Source organism: Citrobacter sp. RHBSTW-00524 (assembly GCF_013747755.1).
Taxonomy (GTDB): domain Bacteria; phylum Pseudomonadota; class Gammaproteobacteria; order Enterobacterales; family Enterobacteriaceae; genus Citrobacter; species Citrobacter braakii.
Window position 1 is genome coordinate 4,638,385 of the sequence record NZ_CP056421.1, and the last position, 26,096, is coordinate 4,664,480.

Genomic DNA, 26,096 nt, shown 5'->3' on the forward strand with positions numbered 1-26,096 from the left:
TTAAAACAGTTTGTAGACAATGTTCAGGATAGTCAGCAGACCAATCACGGTAACAAACACGTTATCCAGACGGCCACGGTATTTCGCCAGTGACGGCGCTTTACGGATGGCATACATCGGCAGCAGGCAGAGCAGAGAGGCAATAATCGGCGCGCCCATTGCTTCAATCAGGTCCAGGATGTTCGGGTTGGCGTAAGCCACAACCCAGGTGGAGCCCATGATGAAGATCATGCTGATGGTATTAAGTTTGCCAGCGGAAACCTTAGTTTTATCGCCTTTGTAACCAAACTTCAGCACCAGACCGTTCAGACCTTCCAGCGTGCCCAGGTAGTGGCCGAAGAAAGATTTGAAGATAGCAACCAGTGCGATGATTGAAGCGCCGTACTCCAGAACGGTCGCGAAGGTGGACTTCGAACCGGACAGTGAAGCGAAGTGGTTCGCCAGGTAAGACAGTACTGGAATGTTCTGCGCTTTCGCATCCGCCATGTTTGCCGGAGAGAGCGTGAACAGGCAGCTAAAGGCAAAGAACATCACCACGGCAACCATCAGCATACTGGCGCGAGAGATGATTTTTGAACATTTCTGTTCGGTAAATTCGCGACCGTAATCTTTCTCATACTCTTCACGTTTAGAGACCACGAAGGAAGAAACGATAGGTGAGAAGTTGAAAGAGAACACCATGATGGAAATACCCAGCCACACGGTAACCAGGATGCCGTCATGGCCAGTCAGAGCGATATTGCTGAGATCAACCTGATCGATAACCGCAGAGTTCCAGTAAGGAATCAGAGACAGAGAGATCAGCACCAGGCTGGCAATAAACGGCCATACCAGGTAGCTCATCACTTTAACCATCAGATCCTTACCAAACCAGATGACGAATGCCATCAGCAGCAGCAGGAACAGTGCCACGAAGCCACGGTTTAACGCTGGCATCTGCAACTGGTTTTCCCAAAAGGTCATAAAGGTGTTGGTAATGGTGACGCCATAAATCCACAGCAGCGGACAAATCGCAAAGAAGTAGAGGAACGTGATAACCACGCCGCCTGTTTTACCAAAGTGCTCTTCAACCGTTTCTGTGATGTTACCGGAAGGGTTAGAACCGGAAAGACACAGGCGTGCCAGCGCACGGTGGCAATAGAAGGCGATGGGGTATGCTAACACCAGCATTATCAGAATGGGGATCAGTCCGCCAAAACCTGCGCGGATAGGGAAGAACAGCACCCCGGCGCCGATGGCTGTACCAAATAAACCCAGTGTCCAGGTGGTGTCCGATTTGCGCCAGGACGACTGTTTTGTCTGGCTGGATACAATGCTATCAGTAGTACTCATATCCTATCCTCAACGAAGTATATTAAGCGTCAACTAAACCAGTAATTTGAGATACACGAGAAAGGTCGATATTACCGCCAGAAATAATGCTGACTGTTTTTCTGTTCTGGATATAGCTATCTAATTTCCCGCTTAATAATGCTGCGCAAGCCAGCGCGCCGGCACCTTCAGTCACAACTTTATTTCGCTGAATTAATGCCACCATGCTGTTGCGAATTTCATCTTCGCTGACCAGGACAATGTCATCCACCAACTCACGAACAATTTCATACGTTAAAGTACCCGGGCGGGAAACGTCACAACCATCCGCCAGGGTGCCGGTCGTTCGGTGCGTGGTTATTTCTCCAGCGTGGAAAGAAGCCGCCATGCCATGAACATTCTCAGACTGTACGCCAATAATTTTAATAGTCGGGTTAATAGATTTAATTGCCACCGCAATACCAGCAATCAGTCCGCCACCGCCAATTGGCACAATCACGTTATCGACATCGTACAGGTCTTCCAGAATTTCCAGACCAATAGTGCCCTGACCAGCAATCACTTTCGGGTCATCATATGGCGGAATAAAGATACGGCCTTCAGTTTCCACAATCTCGCTAACCTTAGCGATGGTGTCGTTGAAGTTGTCGCCGTGCAGCACAACCTCTGCGGAATAATCGCAGGTTGCAGCAACTTTAGACTTCGGCGCGCCTTTCGGCATGACCACTTTGCCGTCGATTCCGAGCATGGCGCAGGAGAGAGAAACCCCTTGCGCATGGTTACCTGCAGAGCAAGCCACCACGCCCTTACATCTTTCAGCTTCGGTTAATGAACTGAGCTTGTTAAACGCACCACGGATTTTAAATGAACCGGTACGCTGCATATTTTCAAACTTGAGGAAAATTTCCCCTTTGCAACGTTCACTAAAATAGTTAGAGCGAGGCATTCCCGTTTTATAAATTTTCCCCGCCAGTCTTTTTTTCGCTTCGAGGATATCTTCAATTGCAACTGGGAGATCGTATGTAATGTGCATTAGAACCTCTTACTAGGGTATTAAAGTAAATAGATAGCCGTGACCATTGTCAGAAATAGACAGATGGCGTTGATTTCGTGTTAAAACAAATTCAATCTTTAATCAATTTCAATTAATTGCCTTCGTCTCCGACAATTATATGATGAATACTCTTTGGCTAATTCCACCAAAATAGATGCTGCTTTTTTAATTCGATAATTTTTCGACCATACGGCGGCATAACGCGCGACGGGTAAGGTTTCTTCTACCGGGATAGTAATAAACTGGTTTGAGCCAAATGGTGTGGTCATATCGCAGGGAATTACTGTTAAGAAATCAGCATTGAGAACAAGATTATAAATCGTAACGACGGAGTCTGTTTTAACGATGTTTTCACTGCTGATGCCATTATTTTGTAACGTGGTTAGAAGTTCACTGTAGTACCCCATATTCGTTTGTGGCAACACCCACTGTTCGTTTTTCAACGCGCTCAGCGAGGTGATGCCGGTGCATGTTCGGGACTTGCTGGCAACCAGGATGAAGTCTGACTCAAAGAGCGGTTCAACATGCAGATCGTGCAGTTTCATCTCATCACTCAGCGTACCGATCGCGAAATCCAGACGCCCGTCACGAATCGCAGGTAAGAACGAGGAGAGCTGAGCTTCATACATGGAAACCTGCGCTTTCGGGAACACTTCTTTGAATTTTTTAATCATGCCGGACATGATGGTGAAGGCAATCAGTGAAGGAAAGCCAAACGACACATCAACGACCGCATTGCTCGTCATGCTGTTCATCTCATCAACCATGTTCTTCATTTCACGGGTAATAGATTCAGACCATGAGAGCATAACCTGACCTGCCTGAGTTAATGTCACACCAGTATTTTTGCGTACGACTAACTCAATACCGAAATAAGCTTCTACATCATTAATGATTTTGCTGACAGCCGGTTGAGTTAAACCTAATTCTTTTGCAGCTGAGCCGATAGAACCGCTTCTAATGACTTCCTGAAAGACCACTAAGTGCTGTGTTTTAGGGAGTGTAATAGTATTCATATCGACCTGCGCTAATTACTTTGTTGACGGCAGGAAGTGTACCAAATTAAGCGAACGAGGATATGTGCTACCACTCACAAATCCCCTTGACTTACATTTTGTAAGACTATTATTTAAATTGAAATCACTTAATAATCATATAGATATGAAATATCGATCTCACTTTATCCTGACTTTAATCAAAAAAAGATGGGGGGATAACGATTTTTTATGGCTATAACAACACCATTTCTCCTGCTATTTCTTAAAACCACGAAAGGCTATATTTCAATCAATTACAGAGTAATTACCAGGCAAAACAGTGCTTAAATTTAATAAGCAACTTATCAAATATAATTATATTTTATCGTTTATAGTGGTCAAATAACGTTATGCATCACGTTTTTTAGCCTTATTTGTTTGTAAAGAAACATTGCATTTATTAATATTTAAACCAAAACATACAAAGAACCATCAAATGCAACATTGCATTAACAGTGGTTTTGTACGATTTATCAGCCACTAATTTTGTGATGGCGATCGATTGCGTTCGATTATTCTCGATAAAAACGTATCGCGCAGCGTTTTGTGCTAGTCATCACAAAAAATGAAATATCCCGCGAGACATTCCCTTAGATAAAAGAAGTTTAGCGCGTAAATAAAGGTCAAATAACGATGAAATGAATGGGAAATAAAGGCCAGATTCGTGGTGAACCAACTACAACACGACAGGAAAAACGTCTGCCGGATGGCAGTGTAAACGTCTTATCCGGTCTATAAAGCAAAAAACCTCGCCGAAGCGGGGTTTTTATAAAGAGTGAAGTTGACCGATAAGCCGCGTTCTTTTGAGCATAGCGTCGTGGACAGTCTGCCTACAAAGCAAAAACCCCGCCGAAGCGGGGTTTTATAAAGAGGTGAAGCTGACCGATAAGCCGCGTTCTTTTGAGTATAGCGTCGTGGACAGTCTGCCTACAAAGCAAAAACCCCGCCGAAGCGGGGTTTTATAAAGAGGTGAAGCTGACCGATAAGCCGGGTTCTGTCGTGGACAGTCATTCATCTAGGCCAGCAATCGCTCACTGGCTCAAGCAGCCTACCCGGGTTCAGTACGGGCCGTACCTTGTGAACCCCTATTTGGCCTTGCTCCGGGTGGAGTTTACCGTGCCACGGACTGTTACCAGCCGCGCGGTGCGCTCTTACCGCACCCTTTCACCCTTACCTGATCCCACTTGCGTGGGCCATCGGCGGTTTGCTCTCTGTTGCACTGGTCGTGGGTTTCCCCCCCAGGCGTTACCTGGCACCCTGCCCTATGGAGCCCGGACTTTCCTCCCCTCCGCCCGTCTCCCCCGAAGAGGACGACGACGAAGCGGCGACTGTCTGGTCAGCTTCGGCGCGCAGTATAGAGGGTTTGCGGGGCATTGTCACCCCGCACTGCGCATTCCTATCGCCAACGTGGCGGCGATGTTTCTTGAAGCGCGATAAATATTATCAAATGCCCCACGAAAGGCCTCTTCCAGCGTGCTGATGGTGGTTAATACGCTAAACACCGCATCGATACCATATTGATGCACCACCTCCACATCGCGCGTCAGGCTGCCGCCAATACCAATTACCGGCTTGTGGTACTTCTTCGCGACATTCGCCACACCCACTGGCACTTTGCCGTGAATGCTCTGGCTGTCAATCCGCCCTTCTCCGGTCACCACCAGCGTACAGTCATGAATATGCTCTTCCAGATTGAGCGCCTGGGTCACAATCTCAATACCACTGCGCAACTCCGCACCTAAAAAAGCCATTAACGCGGCGCCCATTCCGCCTGCCGCACCAGAGCCAGGAACGTCTTTCACATCAACCCGCAGCGATTTTTTAATGATGTCGGCATAGTGAGACAGATTGCGGTCCAGTTCGATAATGCGTTCTTCCGTCGCCCCTTTCTGCGGGCCAAAAATGCGCGAAGCGCCAGTATCGCCGGTGAGTGGATTGGTCACATCGCAGGCCACGCGAATTGAGCAGGTTTTTAAGCGCGGATCCAGGCCCGTTATATCGATGGTGTTCAGACTCTCCAGGCTTCCACCACCGTTGCCAATCTCTGTCCCGTTGGCGTCGCAGAGTTTCGCCCCCAGCGCCTGCACCATACCCGCGCCGCCGTCGTTGGTCGCACTGCCGCCAATACCAATAATGATGCTCTGCGCACCGCTATCCAGCGCCTGCAAAATCAACTCCCCGGTGCCGCGCGACGTGGTGACTAACGGGTTACGCTTTTCAGGAGGAACTAACGCCAGACCGCTGGCTGCCGCCATTTCGATAAACGCGGTTTTACCATCTCCAGACATGCCCCAGCAGGCATTCACTTTTTCGCCCAGCGGCCCTGTCACCCACGCTGAATGTTCACTCCCCTGCGTAGCGGCAATCATGGCTTCGACCGTTCCTTCACCGCCATCGGCAACCGGGACAGAAACATATTGCGCATCGGGGAAAATTTCCCGAAATCCTTTTTCTATTGCCTGAGCTACCTCGGTGGCAGAAAGGCTTTCTTTATAAGAGTCTGGGGCAATTACGATTTTCATAGTTATGTAGCCTGACAGTGCCGCGCAAGGCAAGAAATACAGGGCGCGCATCCGCGCCCTTCTTGTTAGCGAGTGACTTCCACTTTCGCCAGTTTTTCGTAGTAGCATGCGAGTGCGCTATGATCGGCGGTGCCCAGCCCATCTGCGCGTAGCGCCTGCATCATCTCCATGACTGCAGCAGTCAGCGGTAACTGAGCGCCAACGCCATGAGAGGTATCCAGCGCGTTCGCCAGATCTTTAATATGCAGGTCGATACGGAAACCCGGCTTAAAGTTTCTGTCCATAACCATCGGCGCTTTCGCATCCAGTACGGTGCTTCCCGCCAGCCCACCACGGATCGCCTGATACACCAGATCCGGGTTTACGCCCGCTTTGGTCGCCAGCGTCAGCGCTTCCGACATCGCCGCAATGTTCAGCGCCACAATCACCTGATTCGCCAGCTTGGTGACGTTACCTGCGCCGATATCACCGGTATGTACCACGGAACCTGCCATCGCCATCATCAGGTCGTAATATTTGTCAAAAATCGCTTTATCACCGCCAACCATCACTGACAGAGTACCGTCGATGGCTTTCGGTTCGCCGCCGCTTACCGGCGCATCCAGCATATCCACGCCTTTCGCTTTCAGTGCGTCGCTGATTTCACGGCTGGCTAACGGCGCGATGGAGCTCATGTCGATCAGCACTGTCCCCGGTTTCGCCCCTTCAATAATGCCGCCCTCACCCAGCGCCACTTCTTTCACATGCGGAGAATTCGGCAGCATGGTGATGATCACATCGCACTGCTCGGCAATATCTTTCGCCGTAGCGGCGGTTTCTGCGCCTGCGGCAATTACTTCCGCAATGGATTCCGGGTTACGGTCAGCAACCACCAGCGAGTAACCTGCCTTGAGGAGGTTTTTACTCATTGGTTTACCCATAATACCGAGGCCAATAAAACCAACTTTCATTGTCATGTCTTTATCTCTCTCTACTGTCGAGGGTGGTTATTTCTTAAAAGAATCAGCCAATTTTTGCGTGGCTGAACGGAACACGCCAAGATCGCTGCCAACGGCAACAAACGTCGCGCCCCACTCCAGATAACGACGCGCATCCGCCTCTACCGGGGCCAGAATGCCGCTTGGTTTGCCGTGTGCTTTCGCGCGGGCAAAAATGTGCTGGATAGCTTTCTGCACATCAGGGTGTGACGCATTGCCGAGGTGGCCTAACGCCGCAGCCAGATCGCTTGGGCCGACGAAGACCCCGTCGACGCCTTCTGTCGCCGCGATTGCGTCAACGTTATCAACGCCCTGCTGACTTTCGATCTGCACGATGATGGTGATGTTCTTATTCGACTGCGCAAAATAGTCCGGTACGGTGCCAAACATATTGGCGCGATGGGATACGGACACACCGCGAATACCTTCCGGCGGATAGCGGGTCGACGCCACGGCGTTCACCGCCTCTTCCTCCGTCTCCACGAACGGGATCAGGAAGTTGTAAAATCCGATATCCAGCAGGCGTTTGATAATTACCGGCTCGTTGGTCGGTACACGCACTACCGGCGCGCTGGCGCTGCCTTTCAGCGCCATCAATTGCGGGATAAACGTCGATATGTCGTTCGGCGCGTGTTCGCCGTCCAGCACCAGCCAGTCAAAACCCGCCAGGCCTAAAACTTCGGTACTGATTGGGCTGGCTAATGCAGACCAGCAGCCAATCTGAATCTGTTGCGCCGCGAGAGCCGCTTTAAACTTATTCGGAAAAATCGTGTTATTCATCGCTTACACCTTTGTTTATTTCTGCAATTCCATACGTTTAATGTCACCGACAATAAACAGGTAGCAAACCATTGCCATCAGCGCCGAGCACCCTACAAACATCAGCGCAGCATTAAATGAGTGCAGCTCGCTCACCAGATACCCAATCACCAGCGGGGTGACGATGGAAGCCACATTGCCAAATACGTTAAATACCCCACCGCACAGACCGACAATCTCTTTCGGCGCAGTATCGGAAATCACCGGCCATCCCAGCGCCCCGAAGCCTTTACCGAAGAACGCCAGCGCCATCAGCGCCACCACCAGGGTGGTGTTATCGGTGTAGTTACACAGAATAATGGTCGAGGCGAGCAGCATTCCGAGCACAATCGGCAGCTTACGTGCCAGAGTGATGCTGAGGCCACGTTTAATCAGATAATCAGAGAACACGCCGCCGAGTACGCCACCGGCAAATCCGCACAGCGCAGGAATCGAAGCCACCAGGCCCACTTTCAGGATCGACATGCCTTTTTCCTGTACCAGGTAAATCGGGAACCAGGTGAGGAAAAACCAGGTAATTGTGTTGATAAAATACTGTCCGAAGAACACGCCGAGCATCATACGGTTAGTGAGCAACTGCTTGATATAATGCAATTTAGGACCGCCTGACTTCACATCACCCGGCTTTTTATGGTCCATATCCACGACCGCGCCGTTTTCAGAGATAAACTTCAGCTCTTCTTGCGACATACGCGGGTGATCGGTTGGGTTATGAATAAACTTTACCCACAGTCCGGTGAGCACAAAACCAATCACGCCCATCACGGTAAAGACGTGTTCCCAGCCCCAGGCGAAGGTCAGCCAGCCCAGCAGCGGTGAAAACAGCGCCAGAGAGAAATACTGTGCGGAGTTAAAAATTGCGGACGCCGTACCGCGCTCTTTCGTCGGGAACCAGGCCGCCACGATACGGGCATTCGCCGGGAAGGACGGCGCTTCCGAGAAGCCCAGCATAAAGCGCATGATGAACATTGAAATACCCGCCCAGGCCAGCGGGAACATGTCGACAAAGCCCTGCAGGAAGGTAAACAGCGACCAGAAGAACAGGCTGTAGGTATAGACTTTCTTTGAACCGAACTTATCCAGCAGCCAGCCGCCGGGGATTTGCATTAACAGGTAAGCCCAGCCGAAAGCGGAGAAAATGTACCCCATTGAGATGGCACTGAGCTGTAACTCTTTCGCCACTTCCGTGCCGGCAATTGACAGCGTTGCACGGTCCGCATAGTTAACGGCTGTAACGATAAATATTATCAGCAATATTAAGTAACGGGTGTGCGTGCCTTTCTTTTTCTCGACAACTGTATCCAGAATCATTCTAATTACCTCGGGTACATTAAATTTTTATTATTATTGGGTAGATATTCCTGGTGATAAATTACTGATAATAAGAATGCATAATAATTTATCAGACGCTATGAAACCGTGATTTAGTATAATCAGCAGCGCAACGTTAATCATTGTGCAAGCGCTCATTAAACATGCGTTATTAAAATAATGTTTTGGGCATATGCACACATGCATGGGCGCTAATGCACACATTTACGTATTGCTACCCCTGGTGGGGCGGCCTTGCTGAGTTTAAGTGATCATCATCACATTCTTGGCGATAAACTCCTGACATTCTTATTTCACGATACCGAATCTTTATTACTTATAATTAGATTCAAAATATAAATATCCACACTATTATCACCACCTTGTTGGAGAATACTGGACAATGGCCGACATCGAAATCAGACAAGAATCGCCAACGGCGTTTTATATTAAAGTTCACGAAACAGATAATGTGGCGATAATTGTCAATGACAATGGTCTGAAAGCTGGGACGCGTTTTCCAGACGGACTGGAACTCATTGAACATATTCCCCAGGGACATAAAGTGGCGCTCTTGGATATTCCTGTTCGCGGCGAAATTGTGCGTTATGGCGAAGTGATAGGCTATGCCGTTCGCGATATCCCACGCGGCAGTTGGATTGATGAATCAATGGTTGAGCTACCCAAGGCCCCGCCGCTGGAGACGCTGCCGCTGGCAACCAAAGTGCCAGAGCCGCTGCCGCCTCTTGAGGGTTACACCTTCGAAGGTTATCGCAATGCAGACGGTAGTGTCGGCACCAAGAATCTGCTCGGTATTTCCACCAGTGTGCACTGCGTGGCGGGCGTGGTGGATTATGTGGTGAAAATCATTGAGCGCGATCTGCTGCCCAAATACCCGAACGTTGACGGCGTGGTCGGACTCAATCACCTGTACGGCTGCGGCGTGGCGATTAATGCCCCAGCCGCCATCGTGCCGATTCGTACCATTCACAATATTGCGCTAAACCCGAACTTTGGCGGTGAAGTGATGGTCATTGGCCTCGGCTGCGAAAAACTGCAGCCAGAGCGCCTGCTGGAAGGCACGCACGATGTGAAAAGTATTCCGGTCGACAGCGCCAGCATCGTCAGCCTGCAGGATGAAAAACACGTTGGCTTTCAATCGATGGTTGCCGATATTTTGCAGGTGGCCGAACGCCATCTGGCAAAACTCAATCAACGCCAGCGTGAAACCTGCCCGGCGTCAGAACTGGTGGTCGGCATGCAGTGCGGCGGCAGCGATGCGTTTTCCGGCGTGACGGCCAACCCGGCGGTCGGTTATGCCTCCGACCTGTTAGTACGCTGCGGCGCCACTGTAATGTTCTCTGAGGTTACCGAAGTGCGCGATGCCATCCATCTTCTGACCCCACGTGCGATTAACGAAGAAGTAGGTAAACGCCTGCTTGAAGAGATGGCCTGGTACGATAACTACCTTGATATGGGCAAAACGGATCGCAGCGCCAACCCTTCTCCAGGCAACAAGAAAGGCGGTCTGGCAAACGTGGTGGAAAAAGCGCTGGGTTCTATTGCCAAGTCTGGCAAGAGCGCGATTGTCGAAGTCTTGTCGCCGGGTCAACGCCCAACCAAACGTGGCCTGATTTACGCGGCTACACCCGCCAGTGATTTTGTCTGCGGTACGCAGCAGGTCGCTTCCGGGATCACCGTGCAGGTGTTCACCACCGGTCGCGGTACGCCGTACGGCCTGATGGCCGTGCCGGTGATAAAAATGGCGACCCGTACCGAGCTGGCCAACCGTTGGTTTGACCTGATGGACATCAACGCAGGCACCATCGCCACCGGGGAAGAAACCATTGAAGACGTGGGTCTGAAACTGTTCGAGTTTATTCTCGACGTCGCCAGCGGGCGTAAGAAAACCTTCTCGGATCAATGGGGACTGCATAACCAACTGGCGGTGTTTAACCCGGCGCCAGTGACCTGATTCCTGAAAGCTAAATTCGATTACAGGTCGGGGAGTTCGCAAACTTCCCGACTTTTTTATCAGATACTCACCAGAACAACCTCAATCCCATGTTTACGTAAACCTTCCAGACTATCCTCTGGAATACCTTCATCAACAATAATCATATCAATCCGCTGGGTATCAATGATCTTATGCAGGCTGGAGCGGTTAAACTTCGTCGAGTCAGTAACGACAATGATACGCTCAGCCACTTCACACATCCGACGGTTGAGACGCGCTTCATCTTCGTTGTGTGTGCTAACACCACGCTCTAAATCGATGGCATCAACGCCAAGAAACAGCATGTCGAAGTGATAATTTTGTAGCGATTGCTCTGCCTGATCGCCATAAAATGATTGCGACTGACGACGCAAATGGCCGCCGGTCATCAGCAGCTCAACCCCTTCGGCTTCCAGTAACGCATTGGCGACATTCATACCGTTAGTCATAGCAATGACGTTGGTTTGCTGGCGCATCAGGCGGGCAATTTCATACGTCGTGGTACCGGAGTCGAGAATCACGCGGTGCCCCGGTTTGATCAACTCCGCGGCGGCTCTGGCAATACTGCGTTTTACCGCCGTATTGAGTGAGCTCTTATCTTCAACAGAAGGCTCCACAACAAGCGCATTGCTTTCGCAAATCAGTGCTCCACCATAGGCGCGTACCGCAATCCCCTGTTTTTCCAGAAAGGCGAGGTCGTTACGAATAGTGACCGTGGAGACGCCAAAAAATAAAGAAAGATCGTTAACCTGAACGCTTCCCTGCTGCCGTAATCGCTGGATGATCTGCTCACGTCTTTCGCTAGTGCCGATAACGCGCTTGTCTGCAGAGGACTCGGTGTTACTCATATGAAATCCTTTAGTTGAATCTTTCGTTTTATTTCGTTTTGTCTATTAACGCCTTTCTTTTACGTGAATGCAAGCCCCGTAAACGGGTAAGAGCCAGACAGACTTACGCTGAAACCTTTCATTGCGTTTCTTTTGTGAAACAGATCGGAAAACCATTATCTTTCGTTTTATTTTTATACCACCATGATGCAGTATTAAATGAAACAAAACGAAAGAATGATGTCGCAGTTATCTGACCTGGAGAGGAAAGTGAAACATCTAACTAAAATGGTCGAGCAGCATAAATGGGGGAAGGCAAACGGGATTTATGCCGTTTGTTCCGCACATCCAATCGTACTGGAAGCCGCAATACGCTACGCCCATGCCAATCATACACCGCTGTTGATCGAAGCAACCTCTAATCAGGTTGACCAGTTTGGCGGCTATACGGGGATGACTCCAGCCGATTTTCGCAGTTTTGTCTGCCGTTTAGCCGACTCGCTTAATTTTTCTCAGGATATGCTGATTTTCGGCGGGGACCATCTTGGGCCAAACCGTTGGCAAAATCTGCCAGCAGAAGAGGCAATGGGCAACGCTGTCGATCTGATCAAGAGTTATGTCGCCGCAGGCTTTAAAAAGATCCACCTCGATTGCAGCATGTCGTGTACTAACGACCCGGTTCCCCTGACTGATGAAATCGTCGCCGAGCGCGCCGCACGCCTGGCAAAAGTAGCCGAAGAAACCTGTATGGCACATTTTGGTGAGTCTGACCTGGTCTATGTGATCGGCACAGAAGTTCCGGTACCTGGTGGCGCTCACGAAGCGTTAACCGAACTGGCGGTAACAACGCCGGATGCCGCACGTGCAACGTTACAGGCCCATTATCACGCCTTTGAAAAGCGCGGGCTGGAAGGTATCTGGCCGCGTATTATCGCCCTGGTGGTACAACCTGGCGTTGAATTCGACCACACACACATCATTGATTATCAACCGCAGAAAGCCGTGGCACTCAGCAAAATGGTGGAAGACTACGACACGCTGGTTTTTGAAGCGCATTCTACCGATTACCAAACGCCACAGTCCTTGCGCCAACTGGTGATAGATCACTTCGCCATTCTGAAAGTGGGACCCGCGCTGACCTTCGCCCTACGTGAAGCACTGTTTTCGTTAGCCGCTATTGAAGAAGAATTGCTGCCAGCAAAAGCCAGTTCAGGCCTGCGACATGTGCTGGAAAGCGTGATGCTTGATCGACCAGAATACTGGCAGAGCCACTATCACGGCGATGGCAACGCGCGCCGTTTGGCCCGCGGTTATAGCTACTCCGATCGGGTTCGTTACTACTGGCCGGACAACCAGATTGATGAAGCATTCGAACGTCTGGTGCGTAATCTGGCGGATGACCCCATTCCACTGCCGCTAATTAGCCAGTATTTACCCTTGCAGTACGTAAAAGTGCGCGGGGGAGATCTCAGCGCCACACCGCGAGAACTCATCATTAACCATATTCAGGACATACTGCAGCAATATCACTGCGCCTGCCTGGGTGCTCCAGATCGTAACGAATAACAAAAAAGAGAAAAATACCATGCCAAACATTGTATTAAGTCGCATTGATGAACGTCTGATTCACGGTCAGGTTGGTGTGCAATGGGTCGGATTTGCGGGGGCAAATCTGGTGCTGGTCGCTAACGATGAAGTGGCTGAAGACCCAGTACAGCAAAACCTGATGGAAATGGTACTGGCAGAAGGGATCGCCGTACGCTTCTGGTCACTACAAAAAGTGATCGACAATATTCACCGTGCCGCCAATCGCCAGAAAATTCTGCTGGTTTGCAAATCGCCTGCGGATTTCTTCCGTCTGGTTGAAGGCGGTGTTCCTGTTAACCGTATCAACGTTGGCAATATGCACTATGCCAACGGCAAGCAACAAATCGCCAAAACGGTTTCTGTAGACGCTGCCGATATTACGGCGTTCAACGGGCTAAAAGCCGCTGGGGTGGAGTGCTTCGTTCAGGGCGTTCCAACAGAAGCCGCCCAGGACCTCTATAAACTTCTCTGAGGTATTCACAATGGAAATTAGTCTGTTGCAGGCTTTTGCGTTGGGTATTCTCGCCTTTATTGCAGGCCTGGATATGTTCAACGGGTTAACGCACATGCACCGCCCGGTTGTTCTCGGGCCGCTGGTCGGCCTGATTCTGGGCGATCTGCATACCGGTATTTTGACAGGTGGTACGCTGGAACTGGTGTGGATGGGCCTGGCCCCGCTGGCTGGGGCTCAGCCGCCAAACGTGATTATCGGCACTATCGTGGGAACCACGTTTGCCATAACGACAGGAGTAAAACCCGAAGTTGCCGTAGGAGTGGCGGTACCGTTCGCCGTAGCGGTACAGATGGGGATTACCTTCCTGTTCTCTGTGATGTCAGGGGTGATGGCTCGGTGCGATCGCATGGCAGCAAATGCCGATACCGCAGGAATTGAGCGGGTCAACTATTTGGCGTTGCTGGCGCTGGGGACCTTCTATTTTTTATGCGCGTTCCTGCCGATTTACTTTGGTGCGGAACATGCCAAAACCGCTATAGATGTTCTGCCGACTCGTCTGATTGACGGCCTCGGCGTGGCAGGCGGCATCATGCCAGCTATCGGCTTCGCCGTACTGCTGAAAATCATGATGAAAAACGTCTATATCCCCTACTTCATCCTGGGTTTTGTAGCCGCAGCCTGGCTCAAACTCCCTGTTCTGGCGATCGCAGCAGCAGCACTGGCAATGGCGCTGATCGATTTTCTGCGTAAATCACCTGAACCTACAGCTCCCGCAGCACAAAAAGAGGAATTCGAAGATGGCATCTAATCAAACGGCTCTGCCGAACGTTTCCGAAACCGAAGAAACGCTGCTGTCCGGCATCAATGAAAACGTCTACGAAGACCAGAATATCGGTGCCGAGCTGACGAAAAAAGATATCAACCGTGTTGCCTGGCGTTCAATGTTATTACAAGCCTCTTTTAACTACGAACGTATGCAGGCATCAGGATGGTTGTACGGCCTGTTACCTGCACTGAAAAAGATCCATACCAACAAGCGCGATCTGGCGCGTTCGATGAAAGGCCATATGGGCTTCTTCAACACGCACCCGTTCCTGGTCACGTTTGTTATCGGGATTATCCTTGCGATGGAACGCTCCAAGCAGGATGTAAACAGTATTCAAAGCACCAAGATTGCCGTAGGTGCTCCACTTGGCGGTATCGGTGATGCCATGTTCTGGTTAACGTTATTGCCTATTTGCGGTGGTATCGGGGCCAGTCTGGCGCTGCAAGGTTCTATTCTTGGCGCAGTTGTCTTTATTGTTATGTTTAACGTGGTTCATCTTGGTCTGCGCTTTGGGCTAGCACACTATGCTTATCGAATGGGCGTTGCTGCCATCCCGCTAATAAAAGCTAACACCAAAAAGGTTGGACATGCTGCATCCATCGTTGGGATGACGGTGATCGGCGCGCTGGTAGCGACCTATGTTCGCCTGAGCACTACGCTGGAAATTACTGCTGGCGACGCGGTTGTGAAACTGCAAACAGACGTTATAGACAAATTGATGCCAGCATTTTTACCGCTGGTCTACACATTAACTATGTTCTGGCTGGTCCGTCGTGGCTGGAGTCCTCTTCGTCTTATCGCCATTACCGTGGTGCTTGGCGTCGTAGGTAAGTTCTGTCACTTCCTGTAAATATAAGGGGTTGTAGATGTTAGGTATTATTTTGACGGGCCATGGCGGGTTTGCCAGCGGAATGGAAAAAGCGATGAAACAGATTTTGGGTGAACAGACTCAGTTCATCGCCATCGACTTTCCGGAAACCTCAACCACAGCCTTACTCACCTCGCAACTTGAACAGGCAGTGAGTGAACTGGATGCTCAGCAAGACATCGTGTTTCTAACAGACCTGTTGGGCGGGACGCCATTTCGCGTAGCTTCTACGCTGGCCATGCAAAGGCAAGGTACTGAAGTGATCACCGGTACCAATCTACAACTGCTACTGGAGATGGTGCTGGAGCGCGACGGCCTGAGCAGCGAAGCGTTTCGTGTGCAGGCGTTGGAGTGCGGACACAGGGGTTTAACCAGTCTGGTGGACGAGCTGGGACGCTGTCGCGAGGAAAAACCCGTTGAGGAAGGGATATGACAAAGCGATTGCGCGCCAGGCGTCTACTAACCGAACAAGGATGGCTGGATGATCATCAGTTATATATTGAAGACGGTATCATTGCAGCAATAGAGCCAATCCCATCCGGAGTTATGAAGCGCGACGCTGAACTGCTTTGTCCAGCTTACATTGATACCCACGTACATGGTGGTGCAGGCGTCGATGTGATGGATGAGGCACCGGATACGCTCGACAAACTGGCGATGCACAAAGCGCGTGAAGGGGTAGCCAACTGGCTACCCACTACCGTCACCGCTCCACTACCGGATATTCACAGTGCGCTGGAGCGTATTGCCCGTCGCTACCATTCCGGCGGGCCTGGCGCACAGGTGCTGGGCAGTTATCTTGAAGGCCCATATTTTACGCCGCAGAACAAAGGGGCGCACCCGCCTGAGCTTTTCAGGGAACTGGAGCTCAGTGAACTGGATGAACTGATTACGGTTTCCCAGCACACATTGCGCGTCGTTGCGCTGGCACCAGAAAAAACTGGCGCATTGCAGGCTATCGAATATCTGAAGCGGCGCAACGTCCGAGTGATGCTGGGCCACAGCGCAGCCAACTGGGAACAAACCCGCGCGGCCTTTGATGCAGGTGCTGATGGATTGGTTCACTGCTATAACGGTATGACTGGCTTACATCACCGGGAGCCCGGTATGGTTGGCGCAGGGTTAACCGACCCTCGCGCCTGGCTGGAGCTTATCGCTGACGGACACCATGTCCACCCGGCGGCCATGAAGCTGTGCTGCTGTTGCGCGAAAGAGAGACTGGTGCTGATCACAGATGCCATGCAGGCAGCAGGAATGCCTGACGGGCGCTATTCGCTCTGCGGTGAGCAAGTGGAAATGCGCAGCGGAATTGTGCGTACCACGTCCGGTGGCCTGGCTGGCAGCACGCTCTCGGTTGATGCAGCCGTACGAAATATGATCGAGTTCACCGGGATAACGGCAGAAGAGGCAATTCATATGGCCTCTCTCCACCCTGCACGTCTGTTGGGAATCGATCGCCAACTGGGATCGTTAGCAGTGGGTAAACGTGCCGACGCGATCGCGCTTAATAGCGGGCTGCATTTACAACAGATCTGGATTCAGGGTCAGGCTCTCCCCCTTTGACCTTTCATTTTGTCTTGTGTTGGCCTGCGATCTTTGATCGCAAGGCCTTTCTTTTCCTTTCGCTTAAGGAAATACTCAACCACCTTACAACAACTCTTATCTTTATAGATCAATAAGATAATTACATCCCTCGCTCTCACGATCACAATTTTCGTTTTATTTCATTTCATCTTATTGACCTTTCGATTTCTTTTCTATAGATTTTAATTAATAGATTATATGAGCAAATGAAACGAAACGAAAGATAGCGATATTTTCGCCAGCGTCTTATGTGGATTTTACAAGACTAAGGACTTAAGTTATGCCAGAAACCTATACCCCTGTTACTGCGGTAACGGGCACCTGGACCGAAGAAGAGATCCGTCAACAACCTGCCAGTTGGATCCGTTCTCTCACCAATATCGACAATATTCGATCCGCCATTGATAGCTTTCTTGCGCCATTGTTGCGCAAAAACGATCTGCGGATCGTACTAACCGGGGCCGGGACCTCAGCATTCATTGGCGACATCATCGCCCCGTGGCTGGCAAGCTACACCGGAAAAAACATCACTGCCGTTCCGACCACTGACCTGGTCACCAATCCGATGGATTATCTGAATCCCGCACATCCACTGCTGCTAGTTTCTTTCGCTCGCTCAGGTAACAGCCCAGAAAGCGTTGCTGCAGTAGAACTGGCTAATCAGTTTGTATCTGAGTGTTATCACCTGCCAATCACCTGTAACGAAGCTGGTTGCCTGTATCAAAACGCAGTCGCAAGCGACAATGCCTTTGCTCTGTTAATGCCCGCAGAGACACATGACCGTGGTTTTGCCATGACCAGCAGCATTACCACCATGATGGCCAGTTGCCTGGCAGTATTCGCCCCAGAGAAAATCAATAGTCAGACCTTCCGCGACGTAGCCGATCGGTGCCAGGCGATCCTGACTTCACTGGGCGATTTCAGCGACGGTGTGTTCGGCAATGATCCGTGGAAACGGATCGTCTACCTTGGTAGCGGTGGATTACAGGGAGTTGCGCGTGAATCGGCACTGAAAGTTCTGGAACTGACTGCGGGTAAACTGGCTGCATTTTATGACTCCCCGACCGGCTTTCGTCACGGTCCAAAGTCGCTGGTTGATAACGAAACGCTGGTAGTGGTTTTTGTTTCCAGCCACCCCTATACACGTCAGTACGATCTCGATCTGTTGGCAGAGTTACGCCGCGATCGTCAGGCGCTACGAGTTGTCGCAATTGCCGCACAAACCCATGAAGTAATTGAAGCTGGCCCACATATTCTGCTGCCGCCAGCACGCTCTTTCATTGATATGGAATTAGCGTTCTGCTTCCTGATCTACGCCCAGGTCTTTGCTTTGACGCAATCCATTAACATCGGCAATACACCGGATACGCCTTCTGCCAGCGGCACTGTGAACCGCGTTGTACAGGGCGTTGTTATTCATCCCTGGAACGCCTAAAAGGATCGTTATATGAGCATTATTTCCACAAAATACCTCCTGCTGGATGCACAAAAAAAAGGCTACGCCGTACCCGCCTTCAACATTCATAACGCCGAGACGATCCAGGCGATCCTTGAAGTATGCAATGAAATGCGATCGCCGGTGATCCTCGCCGGAACCCCAGGTACCTTTAAGCATATTGCACTGGAAGAGATCTATGCACTGTGCAGCGCTTATTCCACCAGCTACGACATGCCGCTGGCGTTACATCTCGATCATCATGAGTCTCTGGACGATATTCGCCGCAAAGTAAATGCAGGAGTACGCAGCGCAATGATCGACGGCAGCCATTTCCCGTTTGAAGAAAACGTGAAACTGGTTAAATCCGTCGTAGATTTTTGCCATGCCAAAGATTGCAGCGTCGAAGCAGAGTTAGGTCGCCTCGGCGGTGTTGAAGATGACATGAGCGTGGATGCCGAAAGCGCCTTCCTCACCGATCCACAAGAAGCCAAACAGTTTGTTGAGCGTACCGGCGTAGACAGCCTTGCAGTCGCCATTGGTACGGCTCACGGCCTCTACACCAAAACGCCTAAAATCGATTTCCAACGGCTGGGTGAAATTCGTGAAGTAGTCGACGTTCCACTGGTACTACATGGCGCAAGCGATGTCCCTGACGAATACGTCCGCCGCACGATCGAACTTGGTGTGTGCAAAGTTAACGTTGCTACCGAGCTGAAGATTGCTTTTGCCGATGCAGTCAAAGCGTGGTTTGCGGAAAATCCACAAGGTAATGATCCCCGTTATTATATGCGGGTCGGTATGGATGCGATGAAAGAAGTGGTGCGTAGCAAAATTAATGTATGCGGCTCAGCAAACAAATTGATGGCTGTCCGCGAATTATCGTGACCATCGTTATATTTCTTTTTTATTCTTGAGTGCTATCTGCATAATGTCTGTTAGCACTCATTATTCGAATAATAGAGATATATAGCATTTAAATTACGCTGAATAAATTCATAAACTTGATACTGCAATAATAATATATTTCAATAATCAATGTAATTCAATCTTTTTATGGTGAGGATTAAAATATGAGTGGTCCAAAAATTCTGTTAACCCGCATTGATAACCGATTAGTACATGGACAGGTTGGCGTCACATGGACATCCACAATTGGTGCTAACTTGTTGGTCGTTATTGATGATGACGTTGCTCAAGATGAGATTCAGCAGAAATTAATGAGCATCACTGCTGAAACTTACGGTTTTGGCATCCGCTTTTTTTCCATAGATAAAACCATAAACGTTATCGGTAAGGCCGCACCACATCAGAAAATTTTTCTTATTTGTCGGACGCCACAAACAGTAAGAAGATTGCTCGAAGGAGGTATTCAACTGAACGATGTCAATGTGGGTAACATGCATTTCTCTGAAGGCAAAAAACAGATAAGCAGCAAAGTTTACGTTAATGAACAAGATCTTGATGACCTGCATTTTATAAAAAAACAGGGTGTTCATATTTTTATTCAGGATGTCCCTGGAGATCAAAAAGAACAGATTCCTGATTAAAAGGCTAAACAACTTTTTCATAATAAAAGGATTTATTTTCTTGAGGTGATATATATGCATGAAATAACCCTTATTCAGGGTATATCCCTGGCTGCATTAGTTTTCTTTCTTGGAATCGACTTTTGGCTGGAAGCCTTGTTTTTATTCAGACCGATTATTGTATGTACTTTAACCGGCGCTATTCTGGGTGATATTCATATTGGCCTAATAACAGGTGGTTTGACCGAGTTGGCTTTTGCTGGCCTGACGCCAGCGGGCGGCGTACAGCCACCCAATCCAATAATGGCCGGTTTAATGACCACTGTTATCGCATGGTCTACCGGCGTGGATGCCAAAACAGCCATCGGTCTTGGTTTGCCCTTCAGCCTTCTAATGCAATACGTAATATTGTTCTTTTACTCAGCATTCTCTCTGTTTATGGCAAAAGCCGATAACTGTGCGAGAGAAGCAAACACAAGCGCATTTACGCGTCTGAACTGGCTGACAACACTGATTGTTGCTTCTTCATACGCCATCATCGCCTTCCTGTGTACGTATCTGGCACAGGGCGCTATGCAGTCACTGGTAAAAGCCATGCCCGCCTGGTTAACACATGGATTTGAAGTGGCGGGGGGCATTTTGCCTGCTGTTGGTTTTGGTTTGTTGCTCCGCGTGATGTTCAAAGCACAGTACATACCTTACCTGATTGCTGGCTTCCTCTTCGTCTGCTACATCCAGGTTAACAACCTACTGCCCGTCGCCGTATTGGGCGCAGGCTTCGCCGTATATGAATTTTTCAATGCGAAAGCCAAACAGCAGGCTCAACTTGCCACTAATAAAAACAATGAAGAAGAGGACTATAGCAATGGGATCTGAAATCAGTAAAAAAGACATTACTCGCCTTGGCTTTCGCTCGTCATTTCTTCAGGCCAGCTTTAACTATGAAAGGATGCAGGCAGGTGGTTTTACCTGGGCTATGCTCCCGGTACTAAAAAAAATTTATAAGGATGATAAAGCCGGTCTAAGCGCGGCGATGAAAGACCATTTAGAATTTATCAATACCCATCCTAATCTGGTCGGTTTTCTAATGGGATTATTGATCTCAATGGAAGAAAAGAGGGAAAACCGCGACACAATTAAAGGCTTGAAAGTGGCGCTATTTGGACCTATCGCCGGGATCGGCGATGCCATTTTCTGGTTCACCTTACTGCCTATTATGGCGGGGATCTGTTCATCTTTCGCCAGCCAGGGAAACATACTGGGACCAATTTTGTTTTTCGCCGTTTATTTGATGATCTTTTTCTTGCGCGTCGGCTGGACGCATGTCGGTTACTCGGTAGGTGTTAAAGCTATCGACAAAGTACGAGAAAATTCGCAGATGATCGCCCGCTCAGCAACGATCCTCGGGATCACAGTTATTGGCGGGCTTATCGCATCCTATGTGCACATTAACGTTGTAACTTCTTTTGCAATCGACAGTACCCACAGCGTGGCATTACAGCAGGATTTTTTCGATAAAGTATTCCCGAATATTTTACCGATGGGCTACACGTTACTGATGTACTACCTGTTGCGGGTGAAAAAAGCACATCCAGTACTGTTAATCGGCGTGACGTTTGTACTGTCAATTATCTCTTCAGCACTCGGCATACTTTAAACGAAATAAGGGTGAAGCAGCCTGCAACACCCTACTTCAAAAGGACTCGAAAAATGCAATATATTCAGTATTGCGACAATTATGACGTATTGAGCGATCGCGCCAGCGAACAGTTAATTACGCTGATACAGAATAAACCTGATGCAACCATCTGTCTGGCAACAGGAGGCACCCCCCTTCTCACATATCGCTACTTTGTCGAGAAAATTAACCAACGTAATATCGATTTTAATCGAGTGGTTTTCGTGAAATTGGATGAGTGGGTCGGTATTCCGTTGAACTCTCCTGCAACGTGTGAATCTTTCCTGCAACAACACATCGCTCAACCGCTGGGTTTACGAGCTGAACAGTTGGTTGGTTTTCAATCTGAAAATGTTAACGAGCAGGAATGCGAGCGCATCACAGAGATTATTGCCAGCCGAGGCGGCCTCGATTTATGTCTGCTCGGAATAGGCAAAAATGGCCATTTGGGATTGAATGAACCCACAGAGCTCCTGGAGCCGTTTTGCCATATCAGCGTACTTGAGGAGAAAACGCGCCATCATGACATGTTAAAAACAGCTGGTAGTCGTGTGACTCACGGCATTACGCTGGGATTGAAAGACATCCTGAATGCAAAAGAGATTTTGTTGCTGATAGCAGGTGAAGGGAAGCACGATGCGGTAGAAAAATACCTAGCCGCCTCCGTTACTACTACTATTCCTGCTTCATTTTTATGGTTGCACCGCAATGTCAGTTGCCTGATTGACGGCTCACAATATCCTGATAAATAAAATTTACAGCAACCGCCACATCCCCCTGACGCAGCAACGCGTTGCAGTTTGCCTTTTAACTGCAACGCTTTCAGCAATTTCTTCCGACATTTCTTCCGACATTTCTTCCGACATTTCTTCCGACATTTCTTCCGACATTTCTTCCGACAAGCCGGTGATTAATCCAGGCCTTCTTACTCCCCCTGCTGTTCCAGCGCGTACTTATACAGCGCATTCTTCTTCACGCCGTGGATCTCAGCGGCCAGTGCGGCGGCCTTTTTCAGCGGCAGCTCTGCCTGCAATAAGGCCAACGTACGCAGCGCATCAGCCGGAAGGTCGTCTTCTTGCGCTTTGTGTCCTTCGACAATCAGCACCATTTCGCCTTTACGACGGTTTTCATCTTCCTTGACCCACGCCAGCAGTTCGCCAACCGGCGCACCGTGAATGGTTTCCCAGGTTTTGGTCAACTCACGCGCCAACACCACGTAGCGGGATTCGCCCCAGACGGCAACCATGTCTTCCAGGCTATCCAGCAAACGGTGGGTGGATTCATAAAAAATAAGCGTACGCGGTTCAGCCTCAATGGCTTTCATCGCATCACGACGCCCTTTCGATTTGGCAGGCAGAAAACCTTCATAGCAAAAGCGGTCTGAAGGCAGACCTGCAGCGCTCAGGGCAGCAATCGCCGCGCAAGGGCCTGGCAGGGGAACAACGCGGATCCCTGCTTCGCGACAGGTCCGTACCAGATGGTAGCCAGGATCGTTAATCAGCGGCGTTCCGGCATCGGAAACCAGCGCAATGTTTTGCCCTTCTTTAAGCTTCGCCACCAGCGTTTCGGCCTTTTGCTGCTCGTTGTGATCATGTAAAGCGAACAAACGCGCGTTAATCGCGAAGTGTTGTAACAAAAGTCCTGTATGACGAGTGTCTTCAGCGGCAATCAAATCAACGGCTTGTAAAACTTCGAGCGCTCGTTGGGTAATATCAGCCAAATTTCCTATAGGAGTAGGTACAATAAAGAGTTGGCCTTGAGAATTATCCGCCGATTCGTGTTGTTTCATTGTGTCGTCCGTATTGCCGATTTAATATTGAGCATTGAGTAAAAAAATATCACTGGATACAGTATGGTACCCTCAACATTTTCTCGTTTGAAAGCCGCACGCGCGCTACCAGTCATTCTGGCTGCACTGATTTTCGCAGGCTGTGCCACCCAGGCGCCAGACCAGAGTGCAGCCCATATGCAGGGCACTGCGCAGGCTGATTCCGGCTTTTATCTGCAACAAATGCAGCAAAGCTCAGATGATAGCAAGACCAACTGGCAATTACTCGCCATTCGTGCACTGCTGAAAGAAGGCAAGAGCCAGCAGGCTTTCGAGCTGTTCAACCAGCTACCACAGAAGCTAAGCGATACCCAGCGTCGTGAGCAGTCACTGCTGGCTGTCGAAATTAAGCTCGCGCAGAAAGATGTCGCTGGCGCACAGGCCCTGCTGGATAAGCTAACCCCCGCCGATTTAGATCAAAACCAGCAGTCGAGATACTGGCAGGCGCAAATCGACGTCAACCAGGGCCGTCCATCGCTGACTTTACTGCGCGCCCTGATCGCCCAGGAACCGCTGCTGGCCGCGAACGCTAAGCAGAAAAACATGGATGCCACCTGGCAGGCGCTGTCATCCATGACCCAGGAGCAAGCGCAGACGCTGGTCATCAATGCGGATGAAAACGTGCTGCAAGGCTGGTTAGATCTCCAGCGCGTCTGGTTCGATAACCGTAACGATCCAGACATGATGAAAGCCGGTATTGCTGACTGGCAGAAACGTTATCCACAAAACCCGGGTGCAAAACTGTTGCCAACGCAGTTGGTTAACGTGCAGAGCTTTAAACCCGCTTCCACCAGCAAAATTGCTCTGCTGCTGCCGCTGAACGGTCAGGCCGCTGTATTTGGCCGTACTATTCAGCAAGGCTTTGAAGCTGCGAAAAATATGGGTACTCAACCCGTAGCGGCCCCTGCTGTTACCGCGCCTGCTGCGGATACAGCGGCTGCGACGACCACGGAACAGCCGCAAACGACTGACGGTGTTGCCAGTCCGGCTCAGGCGTCAGTAAGCGATCTGACCAACGAGACGCCAGCACAGCCAGAAGCTACAGCTCCACAACCAACAGCGCCTGCGCAGCCAACAACCGCCAGCGCACCAGCGAATCCGTCCGCGGAGCTGAAAATCTACGACACGTCATCACTGCCGCTGAATCAGATCCTGACTCAGGTTCAGCAGGATGGCGCCAGCATCGTGGTTGGCCCACTGTTGAAGAACAATGTTGAAGAGCTGATGAAAAGCAACACGCCATTAAACGTCCTGGCGCTTAATCAGCCGGAGTCGGTGAAAAACCTGCCGAACGTCTGCTACTTCGCTCTGTCGCCAGAAGATGAAGCGCGCGACGCAGCACGCCACATTCGCGATCAAGGAAAACAGACGCCGCTGTTGTTGATCCCGCGGAGTTCGTTAGGCGATCGCGTTGCCAACGCCTTTGCACAGGAGTGGCAAAAACTGGGTGGCGGCGTGGTGCTGCAGCAGAAGTTCGGCTCCACCGCTGAGCTGAAAATGGGCGTCAACGGCGGCTCGGGGATTTCCCTGACGGGCAGCCCGGTGGCCTCTTCTGTACCCGCGCAGCCTGGCGTGACGATTGGCGGTCTGACCATCCCGGCAGCACCTACCGATGCGCAAATCACCGGCGGCAGCGGTCGTGTTGATGCCGTATATATTCTGGCTACGCCGGAAGAAATTGCATTTATAAAGCCGATGATCGCCATGCGCAACGGTAGCCAGAGCGGTGCCACGCTGTACGCCAGCTCCCGTAGCGCGCAGGGAACTGCCGGCCCGGATTTCCGTCTGGAGATGGAAGGCTTGCAGTACAGCGAAATTCCGATGCTGGCAGGCGCTAACGCCCCTCTCATGCAGCAGGCGCTGGGCGCGGTTCGTAACGACTACTCGCTGGCACGTATGTACGCGATGGGCGTCGATGCCTGGTCGCTTGCCAACCACTTCTCGCAAATGCGTCAGGTGCAGGGTTTCGAAATTAACGGCAACACCGGAGCCTTAACCGCAACGCAGGATTGTGTGATTAACAGGAAGTTATCATGGCTCAAATACCAGCAAGGACAAGTCGTCCCCGCCAGTTAACGAGTAAACAGACCGGTGACGCGTGGGAATCCACCGCGCGTGACTGGCTGCAGAGCAAGGGACTGCATTTTATCGCCGCCAACGTGCATGAGCGTGGCGGCGAAATCGACCTGATAATGCGTGAAGGCAACACCACCGTATTTGTTGAGGTTCGCTATCGGCGCTCAGCCCAGTTTGGCGGTGCAGCGGCGAGTGTGACCCGGAGCAAACAACACAAATTATTACAGACTGCCCGCTTGTGGCTTGCGCGCCACAATGGAAGTTTTGATACTGTGGATTGCCGGTTCGATGTGTTAGCCTTCACCGGAAATGATGTTGAGTGGTTTAAGGACGCGTTCAACGACCGCTCATAGTTGAAGATTCAGAGCCTGGTTCTT

25 protein-coding genes and 1 other RNA gene are annotated in these 26,096 nt (G+C 50.3%); 15 read left to right on the forward strand and 11 right to left on the reverse strand.

Features of this window, described 5'->3' with window-relative positions:
* The 8 genes from tdcC to garP form a co-directional block, all read right to left on the reverse strand.
* Positions 1–1,332, reverse strand: a complete 1,332-nt coding sequence (gene tdcC, locus HV229_RS22280; RefSeq protein WP_016154633.1) for a threonine/serine transporter TdcC — start codon at positions 1,330–1,332, stop codon at positions 1–3.
* Between the two features lie 22 nt (positions 1,333–1,354).
* Positions 1,355–2,344, reverse strand: coding sequence for a bifunctional threonine ammonia-lyase/L-serine ammonia-lyase TdcB (gene tdcB / locus HV229_RS22285; RefSeq protein ID WP_003828594.1), 990 nt, complete (start codon positions 2,342–2,344; stop codon positions 1,355–1,357).
* Positions 2,345–2,442: 98 nt separating this feature from the next.
* On the reverse strand, positions 2,443–3,381 hold the full coding sequence (gene tdcA / locus HV229_RS22290; RefSeq protein WP_003828596.1) for a transcriptional regulator TdcA: 939 nt from the start codon (positions 3,379–3,381) through the stop codon (positions 2,443–2,445).
* A 988-nt stretch (positions 3,382–4,369) separates the two neighbouring features.
* Positions 4,370–4,746, reverse strand: an RNA gene (gene rnpB / locus HV229_RS22295) — RNase P RNA component class A.
* A gap of 32 nt (positions 4,747–4,778) precedes the next feature.
* A complete protein-coding gene (gene garK, locus HV229_RS22300; protein WP_047358544.1) occupies positions 4,779–5,924 on the reverse strand; it encodes a glycerate 2-kinase in 1,146 nt (381 codons plus the stop codon).
* 65 nt (positions 5,925–5,989) lie between these two features.
* Positions 5,990–6,880: a 2-hydroxy-3-oxopropionate reductase gene (gene garR, locus HV229_RS22305; RefSeq protein ID WP_181546431.1), complete on the reverse strand. Its 891-nt coding sequence runs from the start codon at positions 6,878–6,880 to the stop codon at positions 5,990–5,992.
* A 30-nt stretch (positions 6,881–6,910) separates the two neighbouring features.
* Entirely contained in the window at positions 6,911–7,681 is a 771-nt protein-coding gene (gene garL, locus HV229_RS22310) for a 2-dehydro-3-deoxyglucarate aldolase (protein ID WP_005131731.1), read from the reverse strand.
* A gap of 15 nt (positions 7,682–7,696) precedes the next feature.
* Positions 7,697–9,031, reverse strand: coding sequence for a galactarate/glucarate/glycerate transporter GarP (garP, locus tag HV229_RS22315; RefSeq protein WP_065554768.1), 1,335 nt, complete (start codon positions 9,029–9,031; stop codon positions 7,697–7,699).
* A gap of 403 nt (positions 9,032–9,434) precedes the next feature.
* On the opposite strand from garP, the gene garD reads away from it, so the two are divergent.
* The gene (gene garD, locus HV229_RS22320) at positions 9,435–11,006 is read left to right on the forward strand and encodes a galactarate dehydratase (protein WP_016154637.1); all 1,572 of its coding nucleotides are present in this window, start codon (positions 9,435–9,437) and stop codon (positions 11,004–11,006) included.
* Between the two features lie 59 nt (positions 11,007–11,065).
* On the opposite strand, the gene HV229_RS22325 is transcribed toward garD, so the two are convergent.
* The gene (locus HV229_RS22325) at positions 11,066–11,875 is read right to left on the reverse strand and encodes a DeoR family transcriptional regulator (RefSeq protein WP_016157548.1); all 810 of its coding nucleotides are present in this window, start codon (positions 11,873–11,875) and stop codon (positions 11,066–11,068) included.
* Between the two features lie 267 nt (positions 11,876–12,142).
* Between HV229_RS22325 and kbaZ the strand changes: the two genes are divergently transcribed.
* The 12 genes from kbaZ to HV229_RS22385 all read left to right on the forward strand — a co-directional run bounded on the left by kbaZ (position 12,143) and on the right by HV229_RS22385 (position 22,567).
* Positions 12,143–13,420 (forward strand): tagatose-bisphosphate aldolase subunit KbaZ, encoded by a 1,278-nt coding sequence (gene kbaZ, locus HV229_RS22330; protein ID WP_242672438.1) that lies wholly within the window; start codon positions 12,143–12,145, stop codon positions 13,418–13,420.
* A gap of 19 nt (positions 13,421–13,439) precedes the next feature.
* Positions 13,440–13,913, forward strand: a complete 474-nt coding sequence (gene agaV, locus HV229_RS22335) for a PTS N-acetylgalactosamine transporter subunit IIB (RefSeq protein ID WP_181546433.1) — start codon at positions 13,440–13,442, stop codon at positions 13,911–13,913.
* 10 nt (positions 13,914–13,923) lie between these two features.
* Positions 13,924–14,703, forward strand: a complete 780-nt coding sequence (gene agaW / locus HV229_RS22340) for a PTS N-acetylgalactosamine transporter subunit IIC (RefSeq protein WP_003839998.1) — start codon at positions 13,924–13,926, stop codon at positions 14,701–14,703.
* A complete protein-coding gene (agaE, locus tag HV229_RS22345; protein WP_181546435.1) occupies positions 14,693–15,571 on the forward strand; it encodes a PTS N-acetylgalactosamine transporter subunit IID in 879 nt (292 codons plus the stop codon). Before agaW ends, agaE begins: the two co-directional genes overlap by 11 nt.
* A gap of 16 nt (positions 15,572–15,587) precedes the next feature.
* Positions 15,588–16,022: a PTS galactosamine/N-acetylgalactosamine transporter subunit IIA gene (gene agaF / locus HV229_RS22350; protein WP_065554769.1), complete on the forward strand. Its 435-nt coding sequence runs from the start codon at positions 15,588–15,590 to the stop codon at positions 16,020–16,022.
* Positions 16,019–17,152, forward strand: coding sequence for an N-acetylglucosamine-6-phosphate deacetylase (gene nagA / locus HV229_RS22355; protein ID WP_181546438.1), 1,134 nt, complete (start codon positions 16,019–16,021; stop codon positions 17,150–17,152). Before agaF ends, nagA begins: the two co-directional genes overlap by 4 nt.
* A 301-nt stretch (positions 17,153–17,453) precedes the next feature.
* Positions 17,454–18,608 (forward strand): AgaS family sugar isomerase, encoded by a 1,155-nt coding sequence (locus tag HV229_RS22360; protein WP_181546440.1) that lies wholly within the window; start codon positions 17,454–17,456, stop codon positions 18,606–18,608.
* A gap of 12 nt (positions 18,609–18,620) precedes the next feature.
* Positions 18,621–19,496: a tagatose-bisphosphate aldolase subunit KbaY gene (gene kbaY / locus HV229_RS22365; RefSeq protein ID WP_016157555.1), complete on the forward strand. Its 876-nt coding sequence runs from the start codon at positions 18,621–18,623 to the stop codon at positions 19,494–19,496.
* Positions 19,497–19,681: 185 nt separating this feature from the next.
* Positions 19,682–20,158, forward strand: coding sequence for a PTS galactosamine transporter subunit IIB (gene agaB / locus HV229_RS22370; protein WP_016157556.1), 477 nt, complete (start codon positions 19,682–19,684; stop codon positions 20,156–20,158).
* A gap of 54 nt (positions 20,159–20,212) precedes the next feature.
* Positions 20,213–21,013 carry a PTS galactosamine transporter subunit IIC gene (agaC, locus tag HV229_RS22375; RefSeq protein WP_016157557.1) on the forward strand — a complete coding sequence of 267 codons (801 nt, stop codon included), beginning with the start codon at positions 20,213–20,215 and terminating at the stop codon, positions 21,011–21,013.
* Entirely contained in the window at positions 21,003–21,794 is a 792-nt protein-coding gene (gene agaD / locus HV229_RS22380; RefSeq protein ID WP_016157558.1) for a PTS galactosamine transporter subunit IID, read from the forward strand. Before agaC ends, agaD begins: the two co-directional genes overlap by 11 nt.
* Positions 21,795–21,847: 53 nt before the next feature.
* Positions 21,848–22,567: a galactosamine-6-phosphate isomerase gene (locus tag HV229_RS22385; protein WP_016157559.1), complete on the forward strand. Its 720-nt coding sequence runs from the start codon at positions 21,848–21,850 to the stop codon at positions 22,565–22,567.
* 3 nt (positions 22,568–22,570) lie between these two features.
* On the opposite strand, the gene HV229_RS22390 is transcribed toward HV229_RS22385, so the two are convergent.
* Both HV229_RS22390 and rsmI read right to left on the reverse strand, forming a co-directional pair.
* Entirely contained in the window at positions 22,571–22,717 is a 147-nt protein-coding gene (locus HV229_RS22390) for a hypothetical protein (RefSeq protein WP_181546442.1), read from the reverse strand.
* 23 nt (positions 22,718–22,740) lie between these two features.
* Positions 22,741–23,604 carry a 16S rRNA (cytidine(1402)-2'-O)-methyltransferase gene (gene rsmI, locus HV229_RS22395; RefSeq protein WP_016154652.1) on the reverse strand — a complete coding sequence of 288 codons (864 nt, stop codon included), beginning with the start codon at positions 23,602–23,604 and terminating at the stop codon, positions 22,741–22,743.
* A gap of 63 nt (positions 23,605–23,667) precedes the next feature.
* On the opposite strand from rsmI, the gene HV229_RS22400 reads away from it, so the two are divergent.
* Together HV229_RS22400 and HV229_RS22405 are read left to right on the forward strand one after the other, a co-directional pair.
* Positions 23,668–25,719, forward strand: a complete 2,052-nt coding sequence (locus tag HV229_RS22400; protein ID WP_181546444.1) for a penicillin-binding protein activator — start codon at positions 23,668–23,670, stop codon at positions 25,717–25,719.
* The gene (locus HV229_RS22405) at positions 25,677–26,072 is read left to right on the forward strand and encodes a YraN family protein (RefSeq protein ID WP_019077774.1); all 396 of its coding nucleotides are present in this window, start codon (positions 25,677–25,679) and stop codon (positions 26,070–26,072) included. The genes HV229_RS22400 and HV229_RS22405 overlap by 43 nt, the downstream gene beginning before the upstream one ends.
* The last annotated feature ends 24 nt before the right edge of the window (positions 26,073–26,096 follow it).